This is a genomic window from Caballeronia sp. EK (assembly GCF_014384845.1).
Classification (GTDB): Bacteria; Pseudomonadota; Gammaproteobacteria; order Burkholderiales; family Burkholderiaceae; genus Caballeronia; species Caballeronia jiangsuensis.
Genome location: NZ_JACSUE010000009.1, coordinates 177,987 through 197,512, shown reverse-complemented (window position 1 = coordinate 197,512; position 19,526 = coordinate 177,987). Strand labels below are relative to the sequence as shown.

General features: G+C 61.9%; 17 protein-coding genes. 9 read left to right on the top strand and 8 right to left on the bottom strand.

The genetic code is table 11. The features are described from left to right. Window positions 1-63 precede the first annotated feature (63 nt). The 3 genes from IAG25_RS26830 (at window position 64) to aroG (ending at window position 3,914) form a co-directional block, all read left to right on the top strand. Window positions 64-894: a carbon-nitrogen hydrolase family protein gene (locus tag IAG25_RS26830; RefSeq protein ID WP_035497733.1), complete on the top strand. Its 831-nt coding sequence runs from the start codon at window positions 64-66 to the stop codon at window positions 892-894. Between the two features lie 148 nt (window positions 895-1,042). Next, window positions 1,043-2,509 (top strand): metalloprotease TldD, encoded by a 1,467-nt coding sequence (gene tldD, locus IAG25_RS26825; RefSeq protein ID WP_035497732.1) that lies wholly within the window; start codon window positions 1,043-1,045, stop codon window positions 2,507-2,509. A gap of 331 nt (window positions 2,510-2,840) precedes the next feature. Continuing rightward, entirely contained in the window at window positions 2,841-3,914 is a 1,074-nt protein-coding gene (gene aroG, locus IAG25_RS26820; protein ID WP_187607528.1) for a 3-deoxy-7-phosphoheptulonate synthase AroG, read from the top strand. 64 nt (window positions 3,915-3,978) lie between these two features. On the opposite strand, the gene IAG25_RS26815 is transcribed toward aroG, so the two are convergent. Both IAG25_RS26815 and IAG25_RS26810 read right to left on the bottom strand, forming a co-directional pair. Continuing rightward, window positions 3,979-5,037: a hypothetical protein gene (locus IAG25_RS26815; RefSeq protein ID WP_187607527.1), complete on the bottom strand. Its 1,059-nt coding sequence runs from the start codon at window positions 5,035-5,037 to the stop codon at window positions 3,979-3,981. A gap of 63 nt (window positions 5,038-5,100) precedes the next feature. After that, window positions 5,101-5,655: a cob(I)yrinic acid a,c-diamide adenosyltransferase gene (locus IAG25_RS26810; protein WP_187607526.1), complete on the bottom strand. Its 555-nt coding sequence runs from the start codon at window positions 5,653-5,655 to the stop codon at window positions 5,101-5,103. A 253-nt stretch (window positions 5,656-5,908) separates the two neighbouring features. Between IAG25_RS26810 and IAG25_RS26805 the strand changes: the two genes are divergently transcribed. From IAG25_RS26805 to proC, 6 genes are all read left to right on the top strand, one after another. Beyond that, on the top strand, window positions 5,909-7,327 hold the full coding sequence (locus IAG25_RS26805; protein ID WP_187607525.1) for an FAD-binding oxidoreductase: 1,419 nt from the start codon (window positions 5,909-5,911) through the stop codon (window positions 7,325-7,327). A gap of 100 nt (window positions 7,328-7,427) precedes the next feature. Continuing rightward, on the top strand, window positions 7,428-8,939 hold the full coding sequence (locus IAG25_RS26800; protein ID WP_035497956.1) for an FAD-linked oxidase C-terminal domain-containing protein: 1,512 nt from the start codon (window positions 7,428-7,430) through the stop codon (window positions 8,937-8,939). Window positions 8,940-9,083: 144 nt separating this feature from the next. Continuing rightward, complete coding sequence (gene glcE / locus IAG25_RS26795) at window positions 9,084-10,172, top strand: glycolate oxidase subunit GlcE (protein WP_187607524.1); 1,089 nt, start codon at window positions 9,084-9,086, stop codon at window positions 10,170-10,172. 8 nt (window positions 10,173-10,180) lie between these two features. Beyond that, the gene (gene glcF / locus IAG25_RS26790) at window positions 10,181-11,407 is read left to right on the top strand and encodes a glycolate oxidase subunit GlcF (RefSeq protein ID WP_035497726.1); all 1,227 of its coding nucleotides are present in this window, start codon (window positions 10,181-10,183) and stop codon (window positions 11,405-11,407) included. 44 nt (window positions 11,408-11,451) lie between these two features. After that, entirely contained in the window at window positions 11,452-12,147 is a 696-nt protein-coding gene (locus IAG25_RS26785) for a YggS family pyridoxal phosphate-dependent enzyme (protein WP_187607523.1), read from the top strand. 13 nt (window positions 12,148-12,160) lie between these two features. Further along, window positions 12,161-12,973 (top strand): pyrroline-5-carboxylate reductase, encoded by an 813-nt coding sequence (gene proC / locus IAG25_RS26780; RefSeq protein ID WP_187607522.1) that lies wholly within the window; start codon window positions 12,161-12,163, stop codon window positions 12,971-12,973. 31 nt (window positions 12,974-13,004) lie between these two features. Here proC and IAG25_RS26775 read toward each other — a convergent pair whose 3' ends face one another. The 6 genes from IAG25_RS26775 to recG form a co-directional block, all read right to left on the bottom strand. Continuing rightward, window positions 13,005-13,766, bottom strand: coding sequence for an FkbM family methyltransferase (locus tag IAG25_RS26775; protein WP_309243968.1), 762 nt, complete (start codon window positions 13,764-13,766; stop codon window positions 13,005-13,007). A 417-nt stretch (window positions 13,767-14,183) separates the two neighbouring features. After that, the gene (ubiA, locus tag IAG25_RS26770; RefSeq protein ID WP_187607520.1) at window positions 14,184-15,044 is read right to left on the bottom strand and encodes a 4-hydroxybenzoate octaprenyltransferase; all 861 of its coding nucleotides are present in this window, start codon (window positions 15,042-15,044) and stop codon (window positions 14,184-14,186) included. A 119-nt stretch (window positions 15,045-15,163) separates the two neighbouring features. After that, window positions 15,164-15,652, bottom strand: coding sequence for a Dps family protein (locus IAG25_RS26765; RefSeq protein WP_035497719.1), 489 nt, complete (start codon window positions 15,650-15,652; stop codon window positions 15,164-15,166). Window positions 15,653-15,796: 144 nt separating this feature from the next. After that, window positions 15,797-15,949, bottom strand: a complete 153-nt coding sequence (locus IAG25_RS26760) for a hypothetical protein (RefSeq protein WP_187607519.1) — start codon at window positions 15,947-15,949, stop codon at window positions 15,797-15,799. 226 nt (window positions 15,950-16,175) lie between these two features. Continuing rightward, window positions 16,176-17,135, bottom strand: coding sequence for a hydrogen peroxide-inducible genes activator (locus IAG25_RS26755; protein WP_187607518.1), 960 nt, complete (start codon window positions 17,133-17,135; stop codon window positions 16,176-16,178). Between the two features lie 130 nt (window positions 17,136-17,265). Next, complete coding sequence (gene recG / locus IAG25_RS26750) at window positions 17,266-19,524, bottom strand: ATP-dependent DNA helicase RecG (RefSeq protein ID WP_187607517.1); 2,259 nt, start codon at window positions 19,522-19,524, stop codon at window positions 17,266-17,268. Between the last annotated feature and the right edge of the window lie 2 nt (window positions 19,525-19,526).

Here is a 19,526-nt window from a genome sequence, read left to right as displayed (position 1 = left end):
GGGCGTTTGCATCTGCCCCGGCGGCGCCGTTTTCGTCCCCTTTTTTTACCAGCGCAAAGAGACATGAGCGAAAGATCGAGCGAAAGCGCGGCCCCGTTTCAGGTCGCCGCGCTCCAGATGGTCAGCACGCCGGACCGCGACCGCAATCTTGCCGACGCCGGCCGCCTCATCGCCGAAGCCGCGCGCGGCGGCGCGCAACTGGTGCTGCTGCCCGAATATTTCTGCTACATGGGCTTCAAGGACACCGACAAGCTCGCGATCCGCGAAACGCCCGGCTCGGGTCCGATCCAGCAATTTCTGTCCGATGCGGCGCGCGAGCATCGCGTGTGGATCATCGGCGGCACGCTGCCGCTGCGTTCGCCCGAAGAGAACCGCGTGCTGAACACGACGCTCGTCTTCGATCCGAGCGGCACGCAGGTGGCGCGCTACGACAAGATTCATCTGTTCAATTTTGAAAAAGGCGAGGAATCGTTCGACGAAGCGCGCACCATCTGTCCGGGCAGCGAAGTGCGGACCTTCGACGCGCCGTTCGGACGCGTGGGATTGTCGGTGTGCTACGACCTGCGCTTTCCGGAGCTGTATCGAAAGCTCGGCGACTGCGCGCTGATGGTCGTGCCTTCGGCCTTCACTTACACGACCGGCCGTGCGCACTGGGAAACACTGCTCAAGGCGCGCGCCGTCGAGAATCAATGCTATGTGCTCGCCGCGGCGCAGGGCGGCAATCACGAGAACGGACGCCGCACGTGGGGTCACAGCATGCTGATCGATCCGTGGGGCGAAATCGTCGACGTTCGGGACGAAGGGCCGGGCGTCGTGATCGGCGGCATCGATTTGCAACGCATCGCAGCCGTGCGGCAGAGCTTGCCGGCTTATCGACATCGCGTGATCGGGTGATCGCGCGGCTTACTCGGATCAACTCGACTGATGACTTGAAGACGCGGGTTTCTCCCCGCACATGAAACGACTGGATCAGACCGTAGAATAGTCTGCAATTCGTCTGAAATATCATCGAACTCGTCACAGAACACGCAATAGGCACCGCATGAACATCATCGAACCCGGCATTCGGAATCTGGTCACGGCGAAGGACGTTTTGCTCACGCCCTACGGCCTCGACGAAGGACTGATCACCCGCACGCTCGCGGAAATCTTCACGCATCGTGTCGATTACGCGGACCTCTATTTCCAGTCCACGCGCAGCGAAGCGTGGAGTCTCGAAGAAGGCATCGTCAAATCGGGCAGCTTCAGCATCGATCAGGGCGTCGGCGTGCGCGCCGTGTCGGGCGAGCGCACGGCGTTCGCGTATTCGGACGACCTGTCGCCCGAATCGATCCGTCAGGCCGCAATCGCGACGCGCGCGATCGCCAAAGCCGGCGGCGGCAAACACAAGATCAAGCCGGCGAGCACGCTCACGGGCGTGTCGGGCCGCGATCTGTATCTGCCCGCCGATCCTTTGCATTCGCTCGATGCGAACGCCAAGGTCAAATTGCTGGAGCGCGTCGAGCAGATGGCGCGCGGCAAGGACCCGCGCATCACGCAGGTGATGGCCGGTCTCGCCGGCGAGTATGACGTCGTGCTGGTCGCGCGCAGCGATGGCGCGCTCGCGGCTGACGTGCGACCGCTCGTGCGCGTATCGGTGACGGTGATCGCCGAGCAGAATGGCCGGCGCGAAATCGGCTCGGGCGGCGGCGGCGGACGTTTCGACTATGGCTATTTCACCGATGCCATCCTGAACAAATACGTCGACGATGCCGTGCACGCCGCGCTCGTCAACCTCGAAGCGCGCCCTGCCCCGGCAGGCGCGATGACCGTCGTGCTCGGGCCGGGCTGGCCGGGCGTGCTGCTGCACGAGGCGGTCGGACACGGGCTGGAGGGCGATTTCAACCGCAAGGGATCGTCGGCGTTTGCGGGGATGATCGGCGAGCAGGTGGCGGCGAAGGGCGTCACCGTGGTCGATGACGGCACGCTGCCGAATCGGCGCGGCTCGCTCAATATCGACGACGAAGGCAACCCGACGCAGTGCACGACGCTGATCGAGGACGGCATCCTGAAGGGATACATTCAGGATTCGCTCAACGCGCGTCTGATGAAGATGCCGGTGACGGGCAACGCGCGCCGCGAATCGTACGCCGCGCTGCCGATGCCGCGCATGACGAACACGTACATGCTCAACGGCGACAAGGACCCGCAGGAGATTCTCGCCTCGGTGAAGAACGGCTTGTATGCGGTGAATTTCGGCGGCGGTCAGGTCGATATCACCAACGGCAAGTTCGTGTTTTCGGCGTCCGAGGCGTACATGATCGAGAACGGCAAGATCACGTATCCGGTGAAGGGCGCGACGCTGATCGGCAGCGGGCCGGAATCGCTCAAGTACGTGACGATGATCGGCAACGACATGTCGCTCGATAGCGGCGTGGGCGTGTGCGGCAAGGAAGGCCAGAGCGTGCCGGTGGGCGTCGGTCAGCCGACGTTGCGCATCGAGAAGATGACGGTCGGCGGGACTGTGTGATTGTCATGCGGGTTTTCCGCATCGGGCGGCTTTATTTGCGGCGTGGCCGCGCTGCCCGATGCGGATTGTCCGCGTTTTTGTAGTTGCAGGCTTGTCAGCGCCGTGCGTTTGCGGTTATAAAAGCAGTCACAACTTTTTCGACACACCTTCGATCCATCATGTCCGCCAAGTTTTATTTTTATTTCTTTTGGCATCTCAAGCCGCTGGCGGATCGAGAGGGGTGAGTCGTACACAGGTTCAATAGACCGAATTCCCGAAAAAACCGCCAGCAAGCCTGGCGGTTTTTTTTCGTCTCATAGTTTGATTAGAACGCTGCCGTTGGAGAATCGACATGCCCCCGCACAATACCGATGATGTTCGTATCCGCGAGTTGAAAGAGCTGACGCCGCCCGCGCATCTGATCCGCGAATTCCCCTGCGCCGAGCCGGTTTCGGAGCTGATCTACAACGCGCGACAGTCGATGCATCGCATTCTTCACGGGATGGATGACCGGTTGATCGTGATCATCGGGCCTTGCTCGATTCATGATCCGCGTGCGGCTCTTGAATATGCCGGGAAGCTGATCGAGCAGCGCAAGCGGTTCGCGGGCGAGCTGGAGATCGTGATGCGGGTGTATTTCGAAAAGCCGCGTACTACCGTTGGATGGAAGGGGCTCATCAACGATCCGTATATGGATAACAGCTTCAAGATCAATGACGGGTTGCGGGCCGCGCGCGAGTTGCTCATGCATATCAACGAGCTTGGGCTTCCCGCTGGCACCGAGTATCTCGACATGATCAGTCCGCAGTACATCGCCGATCTGATTTCGTGGGGGGCGATTGGGGCGCGGACTACCGAATCTCAAGTACACCGCGAGCTTGCTTCCGGTTTGTCGTGCCCTGTCGGGTTCAAGAACGGTACGGATGGGAATGTGAAGATCGCTGTCGATGCGATCAAGGCGGCGTCGCAGCCGCATCATTTTCTCTCCGTTACTAAAGGCGGGCATTCGGCGATCGTTTCCACCGCGGGGAATGAGGATTGCCATATTATTTTGCGCGGTGGTAAAGCGCCTAATTACGATGCGGCGAGTGTGGATGCGGCTTGTAGTGATATCGGGAAGGCTGGTCTTGCTGCGCGGCTGATGATCGATGCGAGTCACGCCAATAGCTCCAAGAAGCATGAGAATCAGATTCCGGTTTGCGAGGATATCGGCAAGCAGCTCGCCGCCGGCGATGAGCGGATCGTGGGGGTGATGGTGGAGTCGCATCTTGTTGCGGGGCGGCAGGATTTGAAGGAAGGGTGCGAGTTGACCTACGGGCAGAGCGTTACCGATGCTTGTATTGGGTGGGATGAAAGCGTGAAAGTGTTGGAAGGCTTGGCGGATTCAGTCAAACAACGACGAGTCGTTCGAGGTGGCGGAAACTAGAAAGCGAGATCGTTCTTGCGAGGTGTATAGCGGCCATTTCGCGGCACCTCGCCCTTACGACGCGCTAAAGCAATAAGTCGTCTGGAGCGGTTATCGCACCCTTAAGTTCTCGTAGGTATGCGAGGCGTCGCTCGTAAAATTCACTCTTGAGTCGCGCGTCGATACTCCGACGTGTGGCTCTGCGGAAATCCAGGCATGATAAAGCGCGAAACTCTGCTTCCGCCGACACAAAGGCTGAAAAGGCATTCTGAGCGAGTAGAAACAAAGCGATTTGTGAAAAACTTTCGCTGCCCTTTGAAGCAAGTATTCGCAGTATTTCACTCTGGCTTGAAATAATCTCAGAGTGCATTTCCTCCGCTCGCCTTGCCTCGAAAAACGATAAGCGAACCGGCGATCGAGGCACTCCCGGGTTGATTAGTTGCTCTGTAATTTCGTAAAGAGCAAGCATAAATGTCCGGGCACTGAGAATTAGAGGATCAAGCTGCTTGGAGTTAACCAAACTGAAGTTTGCCTCATGCACAACGATGTGACGAAGCTGAAAGATCTTCTCAATATCGCGGAGGAGATCGTTCAGATTTAAGATCGGTAGCGTGACGGGCCAAAAGCTAAAATCGTTCAGACCGAATCCAGAGTAGGTGTCCTCCTCGAAACTGTCGTATTGAGACAGGTCGTCCGTGTCGATTTCTTCAAATCCCTTGATATTCGAAAGTGCGCTTTTTATAGCGCCTGATTTCTTGCTCCCTCCTAGCAAAACATTGAGGTACGAGACAATTTGGGAAAAACTGCTAATTGGAAGCAAGTGAGAAACATACTCTCCGAAACTAATCTCGCGCTCGCTTAACGCCCTTGTCAACCTGAAATCGAATTTCATTTGTTCGCTGAAATCACCGGTCCTATCAAGGTAGGGTTCTCCGTGGTCAATCAATTTTCTGATTGAATTCCTTACGGAGACCTCAAGGCACGCTGCCATTCCCGCGATGCTCAGCGAATTCTCAATCTCACTTCCGTATGCGTGACCCGACAGAAGACGTTCAATATCCCACATTTCCGCAAGACCGGGTTTTCCTGTTCTTATCGAACGCTCTTTCTTTTTTTTAATTTTGTTTATTGAGTCTCTGTTCAACTGATTTACTCACGATAAAATTTTCTTCGAAAATACAAAGCAAAGGTCACCTTGCATTTGTTGCTATTCGACGTCCCGCTGCCACATAACATCGGCTCCGCCATCTGTTTGATTGAGAACTCGCGCGAAAACGAACAATAGGTCACCCAGCCGATTCACATACCTCCGTGGCGCCTCATTAACCCCCGCTGTCTCCACACGCCCCAGCGCCACAATCGCCCTTTCCGCCCTCCGACAAACAGTCCTTGCCACATGCGCCAGCGCAGCCCCCCTCGACCCACCCGGCAAAATAAACTCTTTGAGCGGCGGCAACGTAGCGTTGTACTCTGCGAGCCACGCATCCAGCCGTTCAAGATGCGACTCCTGAATCATCGAATGCCCGGGAATCGACAACTCCCCGCCAAGATCAAACAAATCATTCTGAATCTGCGTCAGCGCGTCCCGCACATCCGAAGGCATCGGTTCACACAAAAGCACGCCGATACAGGAATTCAATTCATCGACATCGCCAATCGCGGCGATCCGCGCATCGTCTTTCGAAACGCGGCTTCCATCGCCCAATCCTGTCGTTCCATCGTCGCCGGTACGCGTGGTGATCTTGCTCAAGCGGTTACCCATCGCTGACTCCCTGATAAGCAGACAAAAACCCGACCCATTATAGACAGACCCGCGCGTCCAAAACGCCCCAAAAACCCCGCCCCGCCGACCTTCCCCCCGGACGGCGTAAAATGAGATAAACACCGTACGGCTTTCGCGCCGATCGCAAGCCTGGACAAAACGGCCCGGTCGCAAAGGCATCACGCGAAAAGCCGCAACGCTCATACCAAGCGCGCAATCAAGAACACAAATCCGCACCGCCCGGAGACACCTTGTGAACCACCCCACCGAACACCAGGCGCTCGAAAAACGCCCCTTCCCCGCCGCGCTGCTCGAAGCCCTGAAGCAAAAATTCGCCGACCGCATCTCAACCGCGCAAGCAGTAAGAGAACACCACGGCCGCGACGAATCGCCGTTCGATCCGCAACTCCCCGACGCCGTCGTCTTCGCGCGCAGCACCGAGGAAGTGCAGGCCATCGTGAAGCTTTGCGCGGAACACGGCGTCCCGATCATCCCCTACGGCAACGGCTCCTCGCTCGAAGGTCACTTGCTCGCGGTCCAGGGCGGCGTCTCCATCGATCTGTCCGAGATGAACCAGATCGTCGCGATCAACGCCGAAGACCTCACGGTGACGGTGCAACCCGGCATCTCCCGCAAGCAACTGAACGAAGCGCTCAAGGACACCGGCCTCTTTTTCCCGATCGATCCGGGCGCAGATGCGAGCATCGGCGGCATGTCCGCGACGCGCGCCTCCGGCACCAACGCCGTGCGCTACGGCACGATGCGCGAGAACGTCCTCGGCCTCACCGTCGTGCTCGCCGATGGACGCGTCATCAAGACCGGCACGCGCGCGCGCAAATCGTCGGCGGGTTATGACCTCACGCGTCTTTTCGTAGGCTCGGAAGGCACGCTCGGCGTCATCACCGAAATCACGGTGCGTCTCTATCCGCAACCCGAGGCGATATCGGCGGCCGTGTGCGCATTTCCGTCGATGGGAGACGCCGTGCGCGCCGTCATCGAAACCATTCAGATGGGCGTGCCGATCGCGCGAGTCGAGTTCGTCGACAAGCTCGCCGTGCGCGCGATCAACCGTCACTCGAATCTGACGCTGCGCGAATCGCCGATGCTGTTCTTCGAATTTCACGGCACCGAATCCGGCGTGAAGGAACAGGCGCAGACCGTGCAGGACATCGTCGCGGAGAACAAGGGCGAGGACTTCGAATGGGCGACGCGTCCCGAAGACCGCAGCCGTCTCTGGAACGCGCGCCATTCGGCCTACTTCGCGATGTTGCAACTGAAGCCCGGCTGCCGCGCCGTCACCACCGACGTCTGCGTGCCGATCTCGCGTCTCGCCGAATGTGTCGAGGAAACGGAAAGGGATCTGCGCGGCTCGTACTTGCCGAGCCCGATCGTCGGTCACGTCGGCGACGGCAACTTTCACGTCGCGATGCTGCTCGATCCCAATAAGCCCGAGGAGCTGGAAGAAGCGGAGCGCATCAATCGACTCATCGTCGGACGCGCGCTCGCGATGGGCGGCACCTGCACCGGCGAACACGGCGTCGGGCTGCACAAGATGGGCTTCCTGATCGATGAGCATGGCGAAGACGCCATCGCGACCATGCGCGCCATCAAACAGGCGCTCGATCCGAAAAACCTGATGAACCCGGGGAAAATCTTCACTTTCGAAGGCTGACGAAGTCGCGCAAGATGCAAGCATCAAATAAGCGCGACTGTCTGCGCAGGCATCAAAAGGAGGAGACATGAACGCACCCGACGAGCTCAAAGCCGAGCAGATGCCGCCCAACCTGCCGTACGAGGACGCGCCCGCGCTGACCGAAGATCAGCTCGCCGCGCGTCAACGCGAGGTCGTGCAGGCGCTGATGGCCGTGCTGCCCACGCACTGTCTGCTCTTTCGCGACGAAGATACCGCCGCGTACGAATGCGATGGCCTCGCCGCGTATCGGCGGCTGCCGCTCGCGGTGGCGCTGCCTGAAACCGAGGCGCAAGTGCAGCGCGTCGTGCAGATCTGCGCGCGTCTATCCATTCCGATCGTTCCGCGCGGCGCGGGCACCGGCCTCTCCGGCGGCGCAATGCCGATCCGCCACGGCATCGTGCTGTCGCTTGCGCGCTTTCGCAAGATCGTCGAAGTCGATCCCTACGCGCGCACCGCGACCGTGCAGCCGGGCGTGCGCAATCTCGCGATTTCCGAAGCGGCCGCGCCCTACGGTCTGTACTACGCGCCCGATCCATCGTCGCAGATCGCGTGCACGATCGGCGGAAATGTCTCCGAGAACTCCGGCGGCGTGCATTGCTTGAAATACGGCCTCACGGTACACAACGTCCTGCGCGTGCGCGCGGTGACGATGGACGGCGATGTCGTCGAGTTCGGCTCGCTCGGCCCCGATGCGCCGGGTCTCGATCTACTCGCGGTGCTGATCGGCAGCGAAGGCATGTTCGCGATCGTCACCGAGATCACCGTCAAGCTGATCCCGAAGCCGCAAACGGCGCAGGTCATCATGGCGAGCTTCGACGACGTCGTGAAAGGCGGCAACGCAGTCGCCGCGATCATCGCCGCGGGCATCATCCCGGCCGGACTCGAAATGATGGACAAGCCCGCGACGCGCGCTGTCGAAGAGTTCGTCAACGCGGGCTACGACCTCGATGCCGCCGCGATCCTGCTATGTGAATCCGACGGCACGCACGATGAAGTCGCCGAGGAAATCGTCCGCATGACGGCTGTCCTGCGCGAGCACGGCGCGTCGCGCATCCAGATTTCGCGGTCCGAAGCCGAGCGCCTCAAGTTCTGGTCCGGCCGCAAGAACGCGTTTCCGGCGGCGGGCCGCATCTCGCCGGACTATTACTGCATGGACGGCACCGTGCCGCGCCGCGCGATCGGGCCGCTGCTCGCGCGTATCGAAGAGATGGAGAAGAAGTACGCGCTGCGCTGCATCAACGTGTTCCACGCCGGCGACGGCAACATGCATCCGCTGATTCTCTTCAACGGCAACGATCTCGACGAATGGCATCGCGCCGAGGCGTTCGGCTGCGACATCCTGGAATGTTGCGTCGAACTCGGCGGCACGGTGACGGGCGAGCATGGCGTGGGCATCGAGAAAATCAATTCGATGTGCGTGCAGTTCTCGCCGGAAGAGCGCGACGCGTTCTTCGCGGTCAAGCGCGCGTTCGATCCGCCGGGTCTGCTCAACCCCGACAAGGGCATCCCGACGCGCGCGCGCTGCGCCGAGTACGGCAAGATGCATGTGCGCGGCGGGCTGTTGCCGCATCCCGAATTGCCGCGTTTCTGATTTCTCACGAGGCGCGGCGCGCGTTCCGCTATCCATGTTTCTCCGAGTGCGGCGGCGTTAAGCGGCCGGTACAATCGACCGGACAGCCGTCAGAAAGCTGACACAGAAGTCGAAGCCCGAAATCGACGAACTAGCGGAACACCCATGGAACAGGACGACATCGTCGCCGGCTGGTCGGAGAGAATCGCCCGGGCCACGGAATCCGGCACGCTGCTGCGCATCCGCGGCGGCGGGACGAAGGACTGGTACGGCCAGACGCTCCAGGGAGAAATCCTCGACACGCGGGCGCATCGCGGGATCATCGAGTACGACCCGGCGGAACTTGTCATCACCGCGCGCAGCGGCACGCCGCTGGCCGAAATCGAAGCGGCGCTCAGAGCGCATAACCAAATGCTGCCGTTCGAGCCGCCGCACTTCGGGCGCAATGCGACACTGGGCGGCTGCATCGCCGCGGGGCTCGCGGGCCCGCGCCGCGCATGGACCGGCGCGCCGCGCGATTTCGTGCTCGGCGCGGTCGTCATGAACGGGCACGGGCAAGTGCTGCATTTCGGCGGTCAGGTGGTGAAGAACGTCGCCGGGTATGACGTGTCACGCCTGCTCGCGGGATCGCTCGGCACGCTCGGGCTGATCCTCGAACTGTCGATCAAGGTGTTGCCGCGCCCCGTCGCCGAAGCCACGCTGAAGTTCGACATGCACGCGACCGATGGCGTGCGCAAGCTCAACGAATGGGGCGGCCATCCGTTGCCGATCTGCGGCAGCGCGTGGCGCGACGGCACGCTCGCGCTGCGTCTCGCGGGCGCGGAAGCGGCCGTAAAAACGGCGCGCAATACGCTCGGCGGCGAGGTCGTCGATGCGGTCGAAGCCGACCGCTTCTGGATCGGCATGCGCGAACAGACGGACCCGTTCTTCGCGGTGATCGAACCGCGCTCGGCGCTGTGGCGGCTCGCGTTGCCGTCGATCGCGGAGCCGCTGCATCTGCCGGGCGCGCAACTGATGGAATGGGGCGGCGCGCAGCGCTGGTGGATCACCGATACCGATCCGCAGACCGTGCGTATCAGCGCGAAGCAGGCGGGCGGACACGCGACGATCTTCCGCGCGGGTTCCGCCTACGATCGCAATGCAGGCGTGTTCACGCCGCTGCCCGCGCCGCTGATGAAGATTCATCGTGGATTGAAAGCCGCATTCGATCCGGCGCGCATCTTCAACCGCGCGCGTTTGTATCCCGACTTCTAGGCGCTTCGATGCAAACCAATCTCGCCGATTTCATCCGCGGCACGGCCGATGGCGACGAAGCCGACGCCATCCTGCGCAAGTGCGTGCACTGCGGCTTCTGCACGGCGACCTGCCCGACATACCAGATACTCGGCGACGAACTCGACGGGCCGCGCGGGCGCATCTATCTGATGAAGCAGATGCTCGAAGGCGCGCCGGTCTCGCGCAGCACGCAACTGCATCTGGATCGATGTCTCACGTGCCGCAATTGCGAAAGCACGTGCCCATCGGGCGTGCAGTATGGTCGGCTCGTCGAGATCGGGCGCAAGATCGTCGAAGAGAAGGTCGAGCGGCCGATGCGTCATCGCCTGCAACGGCGCCTGCTCGCAAGCTTCCTGCCGAACAGCACGCTCTTCACCCCCGCGATGAAGCTCGGCCAGCAGTTCCGCGGCATCCTCCCTCGCAAGTTGCGCGCGAAGATTCCCGTGCCCGAGCGGCCGCTCGCGCCGCCCACGAACAAGCACGAACGCAAGATGCTGATGCTCGCGGGCTGCGTGCAACCGGCGATGATGCCGAACGTCAACACGGCGACGGCGCGCGTGTTCGATGCGCTCGGCATCGAGATCGTCACGGCGCCGTCGGCGGGCTGTTGCGGCGCGATCCGCCTGCATCTCGGCTACAACGAAGACGCGCTCGACGACGTGCGCAACAACATCGACGCATGGTGGCCGTATGTGGAAAGCGGCGTCGAGGCGATCGTGATGAACGCGTCGGGCTGCGGCGCGACTGTGAAGGAATACGCGCATCTGTTGCGCAACGATCCCGCGTATGCGGAGAAGGCGCGGAAGATCGTCGATCTGACGCGCGATCTCGCCGAAATCCTGCCGATGTACGAAGAGGAACTCGTCGCGCTTTCGCGCCGGCGCGGCGTGCATACCGTGGCGTTCCATCCGCCGTGCACGTTGCAGCATGGACAGCAGATTCGCGGACACGTCGAGCATCTGCTGACCGCGCTCGGGCTCGAAGTGCGCCTGCCCGCCGATAGTCACCTGTGCTGCGGATCGGCGGGAACGTATTCGGTCCTCCAGCCGAAGCTCTCGTACACGCTGCGCAATCAGAAGCTCGATCGGCTGGAGAAGCTGGAGCCGCAAATGATCGTGTCGGCGAACGTCGGCTGCATCGCGCATCTGCAAAGCGGCACATCGACGCCCGTCACGCACTGGATTCAACTGCTGGAGCATCTGCTGTACGGTTGAGCGCTTCGTATAATGGCCGGATGGTTCTTTAGGCTGGCTCAGGTATGTCCATCGCTCAACATCTCGAAGAAGTCCATCAACGCATCGCAAAGGCCGCGCAAAGCGCGTCGCGCGATGCGGCTTCCGTCACGCTGCTCGCCGTGTCCAAGACCTTTCCCGCGAACGACGTGCGCGCCGCCTTCGACGCCGGCCAGCGCGCGTTCGGCGAGAACTACGTGCAGGAAGGCATCGCGAAGATCGCGGAACTGGCCGATCTGCGCGGCGATATCGAATGGCATTTCATCGGGCCGCTGCAATCGAACAAGACGAAGCTCGTCGCCGAGCAGTTCGACTGGGTGCATTCCATCGACCGGCTGAAGATCGCGGAGCGGCTTTCCGCGCAACGTCCCGACGGCACGCCCGCGCTCAACGTCTGCATTCAGGTGAACGTGAGCGGCGAGGCGTCGAAGAGCGGCGTCGAGCCTGAGGAAGCCGCCGCGCTCGCGCATGCGGTCGCCGCCCTGCCCGGTCTCCGTCTGCGCGGCCTGATGGCGATACCCGAGCCCGCCGATACCCTCGACGCGCAACGCGTGCCGCACGCCCGCCTGCGCGATCTGATGAACACGCTGCGCGCCGATGGCCTCGATCTCGACACGCTCTCGATGGGCATGTCCGCCGATCTCGAAGCCGCCGTGCTCGAAGGCGCGACGATGGTGCGCATCGGCAGCGCGATTTTCGGCGCGCGCACTTACACCACCTGACCTCATCTCAACCATGAAAATTGCATTCATCGGCGGCGGCAACATGGCCGCGGCGCTCATCGGCGGTCTCGTCAAGCGCGGCGTCGCGCCGTCCGACATTTACGCCGTCGACATCAACGACGAAGCGCGCGCGCGCACCGCGAAGCAGTTCGGCATCGCGACCGGCGCGGCCGTCGACGCGAAGCTCGCCGGTTACGACGCGATCGTGCTCGCCGTGAAGCCGCAAGTGCTCAAGAGCGTGGCCGAAGCGCTCGTGCCGCATCTGTCGAAGCAGACGATCATCAGCATCGCGGCGGGCATCCGCGCGACGGATCTCTCGCGCTGGCTGAACGGCTACACGCAAATCGTGCGCACGATGCCGAACACGCCCGCGCTGATCGGCATGGGCGTGACGGGTCTCGCCGCGCTGCCCGGCGTGAGCGACGCGGCGAAGGCGCTCAGCAGCGAGGTGCTGGAAGCGGTCGGCACGGCCGTCTGGTTCGACGACGAAGCGAAACTGGACGCCGTCACCGCGATCTCCGGCAGCGGCCCGGCCTACGTGTTCTATTTCATCGAAGCGATGCAGGAAGCGGCGCGCCAGCTCGGCATGGACGAGGAGCAAGGCCGAGCGCTCGCGGTCGCCACGTTCACGGGCGCGGCGCAACTGGCGGCGCAATCGGGCGAGCCGGCGAGCGTGCTGCGCGAGCGCGTGACATCGAAGGGCGGCACGACGGCGGCGGCGCTCGCATCGTTCGATGCTCAGGGCGTGAAGGATGCGATCGTGCGCGGCGCGCTGGCGGCGCAAGCGCGGGCGAAAGAGATGGGGGATGAGCTGGGCGGGGCTTGAGCGACGGCGCGGCTCGTTGCGATTCCCCGCTTCAGCCGATATAGACGACGTTATCGCGTTCCACGATGTTCTGGCGCACGGGGTCGCGCTCGCTGATGGCCAGCAGGTTGGGATTCACCGTGTAAAAATCCGCATAACCCACGCTGGCCAGAAACGCGCGGATCGTCTTCGCATCGCTTTTGAGCGTTTCCACCAGCAGGACCGGCGCGCAGCGTTTCAATGTTTCGGTTGCGCCTTTCAACACATCCATTTCCATGCCCTCGACGTCGATCTTGATGAAATCGACGCGTTCGAGCTCCAGTGAATCGATGCTGATCATCGGCACCGCAACGCCTTTCTTGGGATCGTACGAAACCTCTTGTCCGACACTCAACGTATTTTCCAGCTCGCGCAGTTCCAGACTTCCGAAACTTCCAGGCGAATAATAATCCGGCTGCGGGATGATGATCCGGCCGACCGATTCGCCGAGCGCCGTGAGTTTCGCGCGCGCGTTCAGGCAATTATTGATCGCGAGATTGCCGGCCAGCGCGTAATACACGATTTCCTGAGCCTCGAAGCTCAGCACATTGCCCCAACCGTACATCCGACGCGCCCATTCGATCGAATGCACGCCGATATTGGCGCCGCCGTCGATCGCAAAGACGCCGTCGCCGAAATACTTGCGGCGCAGCGCAAGCAACTCGAGCACGAACGAGACTTCGCTGGCGTCGAAACTGGATGTACTGAGTAATTGATGACCCACGCCATAAGCGAAATCATCCTGAACGGCGACATCGTTTCGATTGATGATCATGGTGCCGTGATTCGACGCGGCAAGGACGAAAGCAATAGGACGCTCGGGTAAGGACATGGCAGGTATCTATCTTTAAGGAAATGAGGAATCGTGCGGAAACCGGCATTCGTGCGCGGTGCGCGTGCCTGCGTGCTATCGTCGCCGCGCGGAAAGCCCTGGGCGTCTGATCGGCTTGGCGAAGGAAGGAACGGTGCTTTCGATATGAATCACCGGGCACCATGGGAGGCGCCTCTTTCAGCGTTCCCAGGAATTAATCGTTTGCCTGACTTACGACCCTATCAAAACATAAGGCCGCGAAGCCGCGATGTGAACACTTTTGTCGTTCTCAGACTGTTTCGCGGACTGCATAAAGCGGCGAGCTGCCGCTTTCAGCAACGCGCCTTGCGCACGTTGCGACACGCGATCCAGCAAAAGGGATCAATTCGAGAACGCGTAATGCAGCGCAATCCCCGCGAACAACATTCCCCCGAGCCAGTTGTTGTGCTTGAACGCGGCAAAGCACGCCATCCGCTCGCGATTGCGGATCAGCCCGTAGTGATAAACCGCGCAACCCGCAGCCGCGAGCCAGCCGAGCCAGTAAAGCCAGCCATATCCCAGCGCGATGCCGATACCCACATAGATCGCGAGCGTCACGGCGTAGCACAGCATGACGGCCAGCACGTCGTATCGGCCGAACGTGAGCGCCGACGTGCGGATGCCGATCTTGATATCGTCGTCGCGATCGACCATCGCGTATTCGGTGTCGTACGCGACCGACCAGAACACGTTCGCCGCGAGCATGATCCACGCGAGCATCGGCACATGGTTTTGCACGGCGGCGAAGGCCATCGGAATGCCGAAGCCGAACGCGATGCCGAGATACGCCTGCGGAATCGCGAAGAAGCGCTTGGTGAACGGATACGTGCCCGCGACGAACAGCGCGAACACCGACAACTCCTTGGTGAGCGTGTTGAGCGGCAGAATCAGCAGGAACGCGACGAGCGCGAGCGCCGTCGCGAGCGCCACCGCTTCCCAGGCCTTAATCTTGCCCGACGTGATCGGCCGCTCGGCGGTGCGCTTCACGTGGCGGTCGAAGTCGCGGTCGGCGTAGTCGTTGATCGCGCAGCCCGCCGAGCGCATCAGAATCGTGCCGATCGTGAAGATCACGAGCAGCATCGGCGACGGACGGCCGTCGGATGCGATCCACAATGCGTTGAGCGTCGGCCATAGCAGCAACAGGCTGCCGATGGGCTTGTCGAGGCGCACGAGGCGCATGTAGAGCGGAAGACGGGCGAGCATGGCGGATGTCGATGCAGAGAAACGCGGTCCGGCTATTTTAGATCAGCGCGTTCGTTCATCCTCAAAAGCAAAAACCCCGCATGAGAGCGGGGTTTTATCGCTTCGCAACCGAAGAAGTATCAGGCCAGCATCGCGCGCAGCATCCACGCGGTCTTCTCGTGCGTCTGCATGCGCTGCGTGAGCAGATCGGCGGTCGGCTCGTCGTTGGCGGCTTCGGTCGCCGGGAAGATCTCGCGCGCCGTGCGCACCACCGCTTCCTGACCTTCCACCAGTTGGCGGATCATCTCTTCGGCAGCCGGCACGCCGTCCGCTTCCGGAATCGACGACAACTTCGCGAACTCCTTGTAGCTGCCCGGCGCATGCACGCCCAGAGCGCGAATGCGTTCCGCGATCGAATCGACGGCGAGCGCGAGTTCGGTGTATTGCGTCTCGAACATCAGATGCAGCGTGTTGAACATCGGACCCGTAACGTTCCAGTGGAAGTTGTGGGTCTTCAGATAGAGCGTGTATGTGTCGGCCAAAAGCCGGGACAGCCCGTCGGCGATCTTCTTGCGGTCTTTGTCGCTGATGCCGATGTTGACGGCAGGTGCAGTGCCTTTCTTCGCCATGATGACTCCGTGAGAGAGTGATTCGAACGGTGCGAGCGCCGCTTGCATCGCCTTGTCGCGCGGCGCTTCGAGCGCTCGACAGTTTATCTTAGAGAAACGGGGAACGCCTTATCGTGACAAGACTTTCGAGCGTCTTGACGACCTTCAGCCGCCGACCACACCGCTCGCGACGACAAGTCCATAGCCCGCCGCGACGATGCCGAAAGCAAGCGCGACGCGCATCGTGCGCGACGCGTGACGGCTGGATGCTTCGATATGCTCGACCGCCTGTGCGATGTGATTCAACGCTTGCGACATGATGGTTTCTCCCGTTGTGGTCTTGGGACCGATAGAGGGAGCTTACAGAGAACTATCGAAATTTATAATTTGATTAATTTTATTTATTCGATAGTCAAGCGCGGCGGGATTCTGAAGTCGGACCGAACGAACTACTTAGACAACCTAAGCAATCGACAAAAAAGAGAGGAAAGTCAGAAGCGCTGTGTTCGTCAGAACCACAGCGCATCCAATCGCGCGAACATCGTCAGTTCACCGCCACCGGCATATCCAGCTTCCTGACGCCTGGCAAATCGCAATTGGCGATCGCTTCGGAGATCGCGTCGATGGCCGGCATGCGCGTGAAGCTCTTGCGCCACGCGAGCACGACACGCCGGTCCGGCACCGGCTCATCGAACGGCACGTAGCTGAGCAGGCCGGAATCGATGCCTCCCGCGTGCGGCCTCACCTCGCTCACGGACATGCGCGGCAGCACCGTAATACCGACGCCGCTCGCGACCATATGGCGGATCGTCTCCAGCGAGGAGCCTTCAAACGTCTTCTGGATGCCGTCCGCGTTCTGCGAGAAGCGCATGAGTTCGGGGCATACGCCGAGCACGTGATCGCGGAAGCAATGGCCGCTGCCGAGCAGCAACATGGTTTCCTGCTTGAGATCGTCCGGATCGATCTTCGCGCGGTTCTCCCACGCGTGCCCGGAAGGCATCGCGACGACGAACGGCTCGTCGTAGAGCGCGCGCACCATCAGGCCGGTTTCGGGAAACGGCAGCGCCATGATCGCGACATCGATTTCGCCCTGCTTCAGGAGCTCGATCAGCTTGAGCGTGTAATTCTCCTGGAGCATGAGCGGCATCTGCGGGACCGACTTGATCATCTGCTTGACGAGCGTGGGCAGCAGATACGGTCCGATGGTGTAGATCACGCCGAGGCGCAGCGGTCCGACGAGCGGATCTTTTCCCTGCTTGGCGATCTCCTTGATGGCGAGCGTCTGTTCGAGCACGCGCTGCGCCTGCGTCACGATCTGCTCGCCGATAGGCGTCACGCTGACTTCGCTCGTGCCGCGCTCGAAGATCTGCACATTGAGTTCGTCTTCGAGCTTCTTGATTGCCACCGACAAAGTCGGCTGGCTGACGAAGCACGCCTCGGCCGCGCGACCAAAATGCCGCTCGCGCGCGACCGCGACGATGTACTTCAGTTCAGTGAGGGTCATTGGCGGCCAATGAAATACGTTGATTCAATAGGTTTGAGTTATACACCTGCCAACCGTCGTTCGACAACTTCTGCCGATTCGCCGGTCCGCATCGGTTAAATAGGGACCGACATGACCCGCGCGAGTTCAGTCAGGCCTTCAAATAGTGCTCCCGCGCGCCCAGCCAGCGTGCGAGGTGCCGCGTGACCGCGTCGGGGAATTGCGCGAGCATCTGATCGGCGGCGGCGCGCGCCGGCTCGATCAGCCAGCCATCGTTTTCGAGACTCGCGAAACGCAGCATCGCTTCGCCCGATTGCCGCGCGCCGAGAAACTCGCCGGGGCCGCGAATTTCGAGATCACGGCGGGCGATCTCGAAGCCGTCGGTGGTCTCGCGCATGGTTTTCAGGCGCGCGCGCGCGGTTTGCGATAGCGGGTTCGCATACATCAGCACGCACACGGACGCCGCGCTGCCCCGCCCCACGCGCCCGCGCAACTGATGCAACTGCGCGAGGCCGAAACGCTCCGCATGTTCGATCACCATCAGCGACGCGTTCGGCACGTCCACGCCGACTTCGATCACCGTCGTCGCGACGAGCAATTGCACTTCGTTGCGCGAGAACGCGTCCATCACCCCCGCTTTTTCCGCGGGCGCGAGCCGTCCGTGAACCAGCCCGACGCGCAGTTCGGGCAGCGCGGCGACCAGCGTCTCGTAAGTCTCGACAGCCGTCTGCAACTGCAGCGTCTCGCTTTCCTCGATCAGCGGACAGACCCAGTACACCTGGCGTCCGGTCAGCGCCGCCTCGCGCACACGGCCGATGATCTCGTCGCGCCTGCCGTCCGACACCACTTTGGTCAGAATCGGCGTGCGGCCGGGCGGCAGTTCGTCGATGGTCGAGACGTCGAGATCCGCGTAGTAGGTCATCGCGAGCGTGCGGGGGATCGGCGTCGCGGACATCATCAGTTGATGCGGCTGGAAATCGCGCGCGCCGTCCGCCGCGTTGAGCGCCTTCGCGCGCAAGGCGAGCCGCTGCGCGACGCCGAAGCGATGCTGCTCGTCGACGATCACGAGTCCGAGGCGCGCGAACTCCACTGCATCCTGAATGATCGCGTGCGTGCCGATGACGAGCTGCGCCGTGCCGAGCGCCGCCGCCTCCGTCGCTGCGCGCTTTTCCTTCGCCTTCAGGCTGCCCGCGAGCCACGCGACCGTGACGCCGAGCGGCTCCAGCCAGCCGCGCAGCTTGCGCGCGTGCTGCTCCGCGAGGATTTCGGTCGGCGCCATGAGCGCGGCCTGATAGCCGGCATCGATGGCCTGCGCCGCAGCCAGCGCCGCGACGATCGTCTTGCCGCTGCCGACATCGCCTTGAAGCAGACGCTGCATCGGATGCGCGAGCGTCAATTCACCCGCGATTTCCGCGACCACGCGCTGCTGCGCCCCGGTCAACGCGAACGGCAAGGCGCGCAACAGCTTCACGACGAGCGAAGCGTCATCGTCAGGCAGGCGGCGCGGCATCGCGGGCGCGGCGCGCGTGCGCCGTTCCTCGTGCGCGCGCTTGAGCGACAGTTGCTGCGCGAGCAATTCCTCGAACTTGATGCGCGTCCATGCCGGATGCGTGCCGTCGATGAGCGCGGTTTCATCCGAATCCGCGCGCGGATGATGCAGCGTCTTCACGGCATCGAGCAGGCCTGGCACGTTCAGCGGCGCGAGATGCGCGCGCGCGATCGGCTCGGGCAGCAGTTCCGGCAGCGACACGCGCGAGATGGCGGAATCGATTGCCTTGCGCAAGTACGCCTGCGAGATGCCCGCCGTCGACGGATAAACCGGCGTGAGCGCTTGTGGCAGCGGCGCGCCGTCATCGACGGGACGCACCGCCGGATGCACCATCTCCATGCCGAAAAAGCCGCCGCGCACGTCGCCGCGCACGCGCAGGCGCACGCCGATGGCCATCTGCTTGACCTGCGAGCCGTAGAAGTTGAGGAAGCGCAGCGTGAGTTCGTCGCCGGCGTCGTCGTTGATCTTCACGAGCAACTGGCGACGCGGCCGATACGCGATCTCGTTGTCGAACACGACGCCTTCGGTCTGCGCGATATCGCCCGGAATCAGTTCGCCGATGGGCGTGAGCGAGGTTTCGTCCTCATAGCGCATCGGCAGATGCAGCACGAGATCGATGTCGGATTTCAGGCCCAGCTTCGCGAGCTTGTCCGCCGTCCTGACGACGGGTTTCGGCTTCTTCTCGGCGCTTTCGGCCGTCTTTGCCCGCTTGCGCGCGACAGGCGCTTCGGCTTCGTCCGCAGTCGGGAGCGCATCGGTCGGGGAAGCCAGGCGGCGGTCGGACAAGGGCATTGACTCTCTTCGCAAGTACAATATGAGGTTTGTTCGGCGCGTTTCTCGTGTCGTTCGCGCTTCGTTCACGC

Bases quoted from the DNA above. Each gene is read 5' to 3' on its own strand.
- IAG25_RS26775 (WP_309243968.1), bottom strand. From the start codon at position 13,766: ATGATCATCAATCGAAACGATGTCGCCGTTCAGGATGATTTCGCTTAT.
- ubiA (WP_187607520.1), bottom strand. From the start codon at position 15,044: ATGCTCGCCCGTCTTCCGCTCTACATGCGCCTCGTGCGCCTCGACAAG.
- glcF (WP_035497726.1), top strand. From the start codon at position 10,181: ATGCAAACCAATCTCGCCGATTTCATCCGCGGCACGGCCGATGGCGAC.
- glcE (WP_187607524.1), top strand. From the start codon at position 9,084: ATGGAACAGGACGACATCGTCGCCGGCTGGTCGGAGAGAATCGCCCGG.
- IAG25_RS26760 (WP_187607519.1), bottom strand. From the start codon at position 15,949: ATGTCGCAAGCGTTGAATCACATCGCACAGGCGGTCGAGCATATCGAA.
- tldD (WP_035497732.1), top strand. From the start codon at position 1,043: ATGAACATCATCGAACCCGGCATTCGGAATCTGGTCACGGCGAAGGAC.
- IAG25_RS26785 (WP_187607523.1), top strand. From the start codon at position 11,452: ATGTCCATCGCTCAACATCTCGAAGAAGTCCATCAACGCATCGCAAAG.
- aroG (WP_187607528.1), top strand. From the start codon at position 2,841: ATGCCCCCGCACAATACCGATGATGTTCGTATCCGCGAGTTGAAAGAG.
- IAG25_RS26810 (WP_187607526.1), bottom strand. From the start codon at position 5,655: ATGGGTAACCGCTTGAGCAAGATCACCACGCGTACCGGCGACGATGGA.
- IAG25_RS26800 (WP_035497956.1), top strand. From the start codon at position 7,428: ATGCCGCCCAACCTGCCGTACGAGGACGCGCCCGCGCTGACCGAAGAT.
- proC (WP_187607522.1), top strand. From the start codon at position 12,161: ATGAAAATTGCATTCATCGGCGGCGGCAACATGGCCGCGGCGCTCATC.
- IAG25_RS26765 (WP_035497719.1), bottom strand. From the start codon at position 15,652: ATGGCGAAGAAAGGCACTGCACCTGCCGTCAACATCGGCATCAGCGAC.
- IAG25_RS26830 (WP_035497733.1), top strand. From the start codon at position 64: ATGAGCGAAAGATCGAGCGAAAGCGCGGCCCCGTTTCAGGTCGCCGCG.
- IAG25_RS26755 (WP_187607518.1), bottom strand. From the start codon at position 17,135: ATGACCCTCACTGAACTGAAGTACATCGTCGCGGTCGCGCGCGAGCGG.